Source organism: Saccharomonospora halophila 8, assembly GCF_000383775.1.
In the GTDB taxonomy this organism is placed as follows: domain Bacteria; phylum Actinomycetota; class Actinomycetes; order Mycobacteriales; family Pseudonocardiaceae; genus Saccharomonospora; species Saccharomonospora halophila.
The window spans coordinates 13,683-21,688 of the sequence record NZ_KB912481.1 but is presented as its reverse complement, the minus strand read 5'-3'; the positions used below and the strand labels follow the sequence as shown (position 1 = coordinate 21,688).

The window sequence follows — 8,006 nt, the reverse complement described above, 5'->3', positions numbered from 1 at the left end:
GACCGACGGCGGCGCGTCGGCCGAGCTCCGGGCGGACGCGCAGGTGCTCCCGCCGTCGGACGAGGACTACGCGGAGACCGTGCCCGGGTCGGGTGCGGTGGGCGCCGCGGATCCCGAGCGCGCCCGGAAGTTGCTGGCCGAGGCGGGCTACGAGCGTGAGGCGGGCAGTTGGGTGCGCGACGGGCGGGCGTTGTCGGTGGTCCTGGCCTCACCGGGCCGGAAGGAGCCGTACGCGAGCATCGCGCAGGAGCTGAGCAGTCAACTCGTCGCCGAGGGGATCGAGGTCACCACGGTGAACCCACCCCCGAGGGAACTGTTCACGCAGGCACTGGCCGCCCCCGTGCGTACCGGGGCGGACGGCCGGCCCACACCCACGGGCGGCCAGGTCGGCATCGACATCGCCGTGGTGCCGCGCGCGGTCGGCACGGACCCCGCGTCCACTCTGGCGTCCACGTTCGGCTGCCCCTCGGCGTCCGGTGCGGACGGCGAGGCGACGGACGACACCGGCAGCGGGGAGGGCACCGCGGACGGTGCGGACGGGTCCGCCACGAGCACCCCGGAAACCTCCGCGGGTACCGACGGCGACGGGAGCGACGGGAGCGACGGCAAGGACACGGACTCCGGCGACGGCAGCGAGGGTGACGGCACCGACAGTGACGGCACCGCGGGTCGCCGGGACGGTGACCCCGTCACGATCACCCCCGCCAACCCGGCCGGTTTCTGCGACCCGGACCTCCAGCCGGAGATCGAGGCGGCCCTGTCCGGCGAGACCCCGATCGCGGAGACCCTGTCGTCGGTGGAACCGGAACTCTGGGCCAGCACGGTCTCGATCCCGCTGTTCCAACTCGCCGACACCCTGGCCGTCGGCTCGGGCGTCTCCGGCGTCACCCCGGGCCCACCCCTCAAGGGCCCGTTCCCCTCCGCCGTCGACTGGACCCGCGCCCCCCGCTGACCCCACCGGGATGTGTGCCGTGAAGGGCACTTTCCCTGCGTCAGACGCAGCGAGGGGCACTTTCCCTGCTTGCGAGGCAGGGAAAGTGCCCCTCACGGCACACGCCGGAGCGCGGGGTCAGAGGAGGTGGGCCTCCTCGGCGTAGTGGCAGGCCGAGGGGTGGCCGTGGCCGTGGTCGACGAGTTCCGGCTCCTGCTCCACGCACAGGGTGCGCTGGCCCTCGGTGAGCTGGTTCGCGAACTTCGGGCAGCGCGTGCGGAACCGGCACCCGCTCGGCGGGTCCGACGGGCTGGGCACGTCACCGGTGATGACGATGCGCTCCCGGGTGCGCTCCTTGCGCGGGTCCGGCACCGGGATCGCCGAGATCAGCGCCTGGGTGTACGGATGCGTCGGCCGCTGGAACAGCTCTTCGGCGGGCGCCGTCTCGACGATCTTGCCGAGGTACATCACCGCGATCCGGTCGGCGATGTGCCGCACCACCGACAGGTCGTGCGAGACGAACAGGTACGACAGGTCCAACCGCGACTGCAGGTCCTGCAGCAGGTTCAGCACTCCGGCCTGGATCGACACGTCCAGCGCCGACACCGGCTCGTCGAGCACGAGCACCTTCGGCTCCAGGGCCAGCGCGCGGGCGATCCCGATACGCTGCCGCTGCCCGCCGGAGAACTCGTGCGGGAACCGGTTCCCGTGCTCCGGCCGCAGCCCCACCGTGTCCAGCAGCTCCCGCACCCGTTCGGGTCCGTCGGCGCCGTAGAGGCCGTGGATGCGCAGCGGCTCGGCGATGATCTCGTTGACCGGAAGCCGCGGATCCAGTGAGGCGTACGGGTCCTGGAACACGATCTGCAGACTGCGCCGCAGACTGCGCATCTCCTTGGCGGAGAGGCTGTTCAGATTCGCACCCTGGAACAGCACCTCGCCGCCGGTGGCCGGCTGCAGATTCAGTACCACCCGCGCGGTGGTGGACTTGCCGCAGCCGGACTCGCCGACGAGCCCGAGTGTCTCGTTCGGATGGATGTCGAAGGAGACGTCGCAGACCGCGTGCACATCGCCGACCTTGCGCTGCAGGATGCCCCCGCCGTGTACGGGGAAGTGTTTGACGACGTTGCGCGCGGACAGCACCGGCTGCCCGTCGGACTCCGTGGGTGTCGGGGCGGTCGATGCCTCGGTCATGTCGTTGCCTCGCCTTCGTTCGTGCCGGCAGGCAGGGGGTCCTCGGTTCTCGGGCGGAAGAAGTCGGCGGGCTCGTGGCCCTCGACCCGGTGGGCGAAGTGGCACGCGGCCTCGTGCGCGGGGTCGGACCCCGCCTGCAGTGCCGGTTCCTCGGTCTCGCAGACCTCCTCGGCCAGCGGGCAGCGGGGGCTGAACGGGCACCCGGGTGGCATGTTGACCACCGACGGGGGTGACCCGGAGATCGGGTTGAGCCGGTCCGCCTTGACGTCCAACCGTGGCAGGCTGCCCAGCAGACCGAGGGTGTAGGGCATGCGCGGGGTGTAGAAGACCTGGTCGGCGGTGCCCGACTCGACGACCTTCCCCGCGTACATCACCAGCACCCGGTCGGCCTGGCCGGCGATCACACCCAGGTCGTGGGTGATCAGCACCATCGCCGCACCCGTCTCCTGCTGCGCCGTCCGCAGCGCGTCCAGGATCTGCGCCTGCACGGTGACGTCCAGGGCGGTCGTGGGCTCGTCGGCGATGATCACGTCCGGTTCGTTGGCCATCGCGATCGCGATCACCACCCGCTGCCGCATCCCGCCGGAGAGTTCGTGCGGGTAGGCCTTCACCCGCTGCTGCGGGTTCGGGATGCGCACCAGTTCCAGCAGTTCGACGGCGCGCTCGCGGGCCGCGTCCTTGCTGATGTCGTTGTGCGCCAGGATCGTCTCCGCGATCTGGTCGCCGATGGTGTAGACGGGGTTCAGTGAGGTCATCGGGTCCTGGAACACCATCGCGATGTTCTTGCCCCGGACCTTGGACAGTTTCTTGTCGTCTGCGCCCAGCAGCTCGGTGTCGCCGAAGCGGACCGAGCCGGAGACGCGGGCGTTGGCGGCGAGCAGGCCCATCACGGCGAGCGAGGTCACCGACTTGCCGGAGCCGGACTCGCCGACGATGCCGAGGACCTCGCCGCGGCGGAGCTCGTAGTTCACGCCACGGACGGCTTCGACCAGCCCCTCCTCGGAGGGGAACTGCACGGTCAGGTCCGTCACCCGCAGGACGGGATCGGCCGTCGTCGCGGTGGTGTCGGTGGTTGTCATGCGCGTACCTTCGTCTGCTGGGGGTCGAACGCGTCGCGGAGTCCGTCCCCGATGAAGTTGATCGTCAGGGCGATGACGATGATGAACAGGCCCGGGAAGTAGAACAGCCAGGGCCGGGTGGACACGGCCGTCTGGTTGTCGCTGACGAGCAGGCCGAGCGAGGTGTCCGGGGCACGGACGCCGAAGCCGAGGTAGGACAGCGACGTCTCGATCAGGATCGCGATCGCCACCAGGATCGTCGCGTTCACGATCACCGAGCCGAGCGCGTTGGGCACCAGGTGCTTGAAGATGATGCGCAGGTCACCGGCCCCGAGTGCCTTGGACGCCTCGATGAACTCCTTCTCCCGCAGCGACAGCACGACCCCGCGGGCCACCCGGGAGACGTAGGCCCAGTAGAGGCCGGCGATCACCACGGCGATCAGCCACCAGCTGCCTCCGGCGACCTCGCCGAGCACCGCGGCCACCGCCAGCAGCGGCAGCGTGAGCACCAGGTCGGCGATGCGCATCAGCACCGTGTCCAACCAGCCGCGGTAGTAGCCCGCGATGGCGCCCCAGATGGTGCCGATGATGGTGGAGAACACCGCCACCAGCACGGCCACCCCGACCGACACCTGCGTACCGCGCAGCACCTGGGCGAAGCTGTCGTGGCCCACCGCGTCCGTGCCGAACGGGTGCTTCCAGGACGGCGGCTGGGACTCGTCCCCGGTGATGTCCCCGACGTCGTAGGTCCACAGCCAGCCGCCGACGAAGGCCAGCAGCAGCACGGCCACCAGCACGATCAGACTCACCACGGCCAGCCGGTGCTGGAAGAACCGCTTGAGCACCATCTGCGCCTGGCTGCGCTGGGCGACGGTGAACTCGCGCTCGGCCGGGGACGAGGTCGTCGTCGGGGCCGACGCGGTGGGGGAGGTGTCGGACGCCGGCACGGTGGTCTCGGCGCCGCTACCGGTCGTGTCAGGCATAACGGATCCTCGGGTCGAGTACGCCGTAGAGCAGGTCGGCGATGAGGTTGAACAGGATGATGAAAGCCGCCGAGATGAGCAGCCACGCCTGGATGGCGTAGACGTCGCCGGTCTTGATGGAGTCCAGCAGGAAGCTGCCCGCGCCCCGCCACTGGTACACGTTCTCGGTGACCACGGCCCCGGACAGGATCGTACCGAGGTCGAGCGCGGTCACCGTGGTCAGCGGGATCAGCGCCGTGCGCAGCGCGTGCTTGCGCATCACGGTGCCGCGGCGCAGCCCCTTGGCGCGCGCCAGGCGGACGTAGTCGCTGTTGAGTACCTCCAACATCGACGCGCGCTGGAACCGGCTCCACGCGGCGAACGACAACAGCGCGAGCGAGATCGTCGGCAGGATCATGTGGCCGAGGACGTCCAGGAACTGGTCCCAGGATCCGCCGGCGACATGGACCGAGGAGTCGCCGATGGTGTAGAGCACCTGGTCGCCGACCGAGTTGTTGATGCCGATGCCCGCTTCCTTGAGCAGGATGGCGAACCAGAAGGAAGGCATCGCCAGGAAGAGGAAGCCGAAGAACGTGGCGGAGTAGTCCAGCTTGCTGTACTGCTTCACCGCGCTGACGACACCGACGAGGATCGCGAGGATCAGGGCGACGAACATCGCGAGGAAGATGAGGCGGAAGGTGACCCCGAACCGGTCGATCACCTCGCTGCCGATGTCCATCGTGGAGTGGACGGAGGGGCCGAAGTCACCCTGGAAGAGCCCGACGAGCCAGTTCCAGTAGCGCTCCAGCAGCGGCTCGTCCAGATTCAGCCGCTGGCGTTCGAGCTCGATGACGTGGGGCGGGGGAGGGGGGTTCCGGGCCTGGAGGTCCGAGAGCGGGTTGGCCGACAGCGCCGACATCACGAAGACGACGAACGTCGAGGCGAGAAGGATCGGCACCGATATCAGTAACCGGCGCAGTGCGTAGGCGAGCATGGAGGTTTTCCCTGCTGTGTCCGGGTCGTCGTGCGGCGTCGCCGCTTGTGGCGGAATCGCCGTTGGTGCAGCGTACGTCCGTGAGAGGTGATCAATCGGGCGGGGCTACCGCCGGAGCGTGTCCGGCGGTAGCCCCTGGGTGTTCACGCGGTGCGACGCTCGTGCGTCACTCGGCCCGCAGGCCCCAGTCCTCGAGGTTGTAGGTGGGGCTGTCCAGGGTCGAGTTGCCGCGGATGTTGCCGATGTTGTCGTACGCCGCCAGGAAGGTCGGCTTCTGGTACAGCGGCAGGACGTAGGCATCCTCGGCCATGAGCGAGTTCGCCTCGTTCAGCTTCTTGTTGGCCGCCTGGGGATCCGTCTCGGCCGCGGCCTCGGTCAGTAGCTGGTCGACCTTCTCGTTCTTGTAGCCGCCGTAGTTGCTGTCCGACTCGGAGTGCCACAGCTGCAGCGCGCCACCGTACGGGAACGGCGAGCTGACCCAGGCGAAGACCATGATGTCGTAGTCACCCTCGACCAGGGTGCCACCGAGGTCGTCGGTCGGCTCCACGTTGACCGTGACCCCGAGCTGCTTCGCGGCGTTGGCGAACAGCTCCGACTCGTCCTTGCGGATCTGGTTGCCCGCCGTGTAGCCGATCCGCATCGGCGCGACCGTCTCGCCCTCCGGCGTCTTGAGCTGACCGCCCTCAAGGGTGTAGCCCGCGTCGGTGAGGATCTTCTTGGCCGCCTCGATGTCACCGGAGCCGTGGCCGTGCTCACTCACCACATCCTTGTAGCCCTCCTGCTGCGGCACGAGGTTGTGGCTGTTGAGCGGCTCGACGCTGTCGGTGAACTGGCCGACGGTCTTGTCGATCAGTCCCTGCCGGTCCACGGCGGTGAACAACGCGTCCCGCAGCGGCTCGTCGGCGAGGAACTTGTTGTCCATGTTGAAGTCGAAGTGCTCCCAGGTCAGCCCGTTGCCGATGTGGGAGGACACGTTCGGGATGTTGCGGACCTGGTTGACCATGTCCACCTGCGGCTGCGGGTAGATCACGTCCACCTCGCCGTTCTGCAGGGCCGTCGGCTCCTGCGCGGCATCGGTGATGACGCGGAACACCACGCGGTCGAGCTTGGGCTTGTCACCCCAGTAGTTGTCGTTGGGTACGAGGGTGAGCGCCTGGTTGTTCTGCCACTCGCCGATCTTGTAGGCCGCGCCGGAGTAGTTCGGCACGTTCTTGCCGAACCACTCGAAGGCCTTGGCCAGACCCTCGGAGGTCTCCAGGTCGCCGTGCTCGGCCGCGATGTGCGCGGGGTACATCGGAGCGCCCGCGGCCCACATCTGCTTCCAGTCGGTGAACTTCTCCGCGAAGGTGACCGTCACGGTCTTGCCGTTGTCCGAGCCCTCGATGGACTCGACGCGGTCGTAACCCATGGTCCCCGCGGGAGCGCAGTCGGTGCAGTCCTCACCGTTCTGGACCTTCCAGTTGTAGGAGAAGTCCTTGGCGGTGATCGGCGTGCCGTCGCTCCACTGGGCGTCCTGCCGGATCTTGTACTCGATGACCTGCGGGTCCTCGCTGGTCATCTCGGCGCTCTCCAACAGGTCCTCGTTGAGCGCGACGGAGAGATCGGGCTTGGTGTAGAACGTGTAGGGCAGCGTCTCCTTGATCGCCATCGCGGAGTCGAGAACATTGCCCTCGGCAGAGGTGACGTTCCAGTTCTCGATGTTCTTCTCCATGGCGAAGGTGACCTCGCCACCGTCCTGCAGCTGGTCCCGCGCGACCTCGTTGCAGGTGTTGGGGTTGGCGTCACAGTCGGCGAAAGCCTGGCCGGTCGTGCCCTCGCCGCCGTCGCCGTTGCCGCCACCGCCGCACGAGGCCAGCACCAGGGAGGCCCCGGCGACGAGCGCGGCGTAGCGCGCCACGCGTGACTTGCTTCTCAACATTGAATCTCCTTGCTGGACGCCATCAGGGGGGTCAGAGGCGATCTCTTCCTTCGCGGTGAGCCCTCGATGTGACCGAACGCTCGCCGTGGGGCCGCACGCTAGGCACTGTTACGGCGCGTTAGTCGCTCCGGAGGGCAATCGTGATGCAACGGTGATACCTCGCGATGTACTCCGAAAGAGTGATACGGGAGCATAGCCCGCGACTGAGAGCGATCACCAGGCCGTCCCGCACGAGCGCCTCTCACCTTGACGTGTCCCTTGCCATAACTTCAGTGGAGGATAACGGAGGCGTCCCGATATGTGGACACGACGAAAGAACTGAATCCAATCGGTGACCTCAGGGTCGCGGGTCGGTCGCGCTCCGCGTGCGTCGTTACGCTGAAGGCGTGACCGCTGCCGCTGCACACCGGGTGCTGTTCGTCCACGCGCACCCGGACGACGAGAGCATCACCACGGGCGGGACGATCGCCCGCTACGCCGCCGAGGGCGCACACGTGTCGGTGGTGACCTGTACGTTGGGCGAGGAGGGCGAGATCATCCCCGCCGGGTTGGACCAGCTCGGGGCCTGGGCGGGTGACCAGCTCGGTGGCTACCGCGCGGGGGAGCTCGCCGCGGCCGGGGCCGCGCTCGGGTGGACCGAACACCGGTTCCTCGGGGGGATCGGCAGATGGCGGGACTCCGGCATGGCGGGGACGTCGTCGGCCGAACACCCCCGGGCGTTCGTCCAGGGGCGCGTGGCCGAGCAGGTGGACCAGCTGCTGGCGGTGTTCGACGAGCTCCGTCCCGAGGTCGTGGTCACCTATGACGACCACGGCGGCTACGGCCATCCGGACCACATCCGGGCCCACGAGATCACCACGGCGGCGGTCGCGCGGTCGCCGTGGGTGCGCCGGCTGTTCCACACCGTCGCCTCCCGCGAGGCGACGGCCGGGGGGCTGGCCGCACTGCGCGG

Annotated in this window: 6 protein-coding genes and 1 pseudogene; 2 read left to right on the top strand and 5 right to left on the bottom strand. The window is 68.7% G+C overall.

The features are described from left to right. Positions 1 to 952, top strand: a pseudogene (locus SACHA_RS19645) (ABC transporter family substrate-binding protein); the annotation flags it as partial. 117 nt (positions 953 to 1,069) lie between these two features. On the opposite strand, the gene SACHA_RS0101025 reads toward SACHA_RS19645, so the two are convergent. The 5 genes from SACHA_RS0101025 to SACHA_RS0101005 all read right to left on the bottom strand — a co-directional run bounded on the left by SACHA_RS0101025 (position 1,070) and on the right by SACHA_RS0101005 (position 7,054). Next, complete coding sequence (locus SACHA_RS0101025; protein ID WP_019806497.1) at positions 1,070 to 2,122, bottom strand: ABC transporter ATP-binding protein; 1,053 nt, start codon at positions 2,120 to 2,122, stop codon at positions 1,070 to 1,072. Further along, the gene (locus tag SACHA_RS0101020; RefSeq protein WP_019806495.1) at positions 2,119 to 3,201 is read right to left on the bottom strand and encodes an ABC transporter ATP-binding protein; all 1,083 of its coding nucleotides are present in this window, start codon (positions 3,199 to 3,201) and stop codon (positions 2,119 to 2,121) included. Before SACHA_RS0101020 ends, SACHA_RS0101025 begins: the two co-directional genes overlap by 4 nt. After that, complete coding sequence (locus tag SACHA_RS0101015; RefSeq protein ID WP_019806492.1) at positions 3,198 to 4,163, bottom strand: ABC transporter permease; 966 nt, start codon at positions 4,161 to 4,163, stop codon at positions 3,198 to 3,200. The genes SACHA_RS0101020 and SACHA_RS0101015 overlap by 4 nt, the downstream gene beginning before the upstream one ends. Continuing rightward, the gene (locus tag SACHA_RS0101010; RefSeq protein WP_019806490.1) at positions 4,156 to 5,136 is read right to left on the bottom strand and encodes an ABC transporter permease; all 981 of its coding nucleotides are present in this window, start codon (positions 5,134 to 5,136) and stop codon (positions 4,156 to 4,158) included. Before SACHA_RS0101010 ends, SACHA_RS0101015 begins: the two co-directional genes overlap by 8 nt. A 166-nt stretch (positions 5,137 to 5,302) precedes the next feature. Next, positions 5,303 to 7,054: an ABC transporter family substrate-binding protein gene (locus tag SACHA_RS0101005; protein WP_028662770.1), complete on the bottom strand. Its 1,752-nt coding sequence runs from the start codon at positions 7,052 to 7,054 to the stop codon at positions 5,303 to 5,305. Between the two features lie 410 nt (positions 7,055 to 7,464). On the opposite strand from SACHA_RS0101005, the gene mshB reads away from it, so the two are divergent. Beyond that, a partial coding sequence (mshB, locus tag SACHA_RS19640; protein WP_019806484.1) for an N-acetyl-1-D-myo-inositol-2-amino-2-deoxy-alpha-D-glucopyranoside deacetylase occupies positions 7,465 to 8,006 on the top strand: 542 nt, incomplete at its 3' end.

Excerpts from the sequence above, each read along its gene's own strand:
- SACHA_RS0101020 (WP_019806495.1), bottom strand. The coding sequence starts at position 3,201 with ATGACAACCACCGACACCACCGCGACGACGGCCGATCCCGTCCTGCGG.
- SACHA_RS0101010 (WP_019806490.1), bottom strand. The coding sequence starts at position 5,136 with ATGCTCGCCTACGCACTGCGCCGGTTACTGATATCGGTGCCGATCCTT.
- SACHA_RS0101015 (WP_019806492.1), bottom strand. The coding sequence starts at position 4,163 with ATGCCTGACACGACCGGTAGCGGCGCCGAGACCACCGTGCCGGCGTCC.
- SACHA_RS0101005 (WP_028662770.1), bottom strand. The coding sequence starts at position 7,054 with ATGTTGAGAAGCAAGTCACGCGTGGCGCGCTACGCCGCGCTCGTCGCC.
- SACHA_RS0101025 (WP_019806497.1), bottom strand. The coding sequence starts at position 2,122 with ATGACCGAGGCATCGACCGCCCCGACACCCACGGAGTCCGACGGGCAG.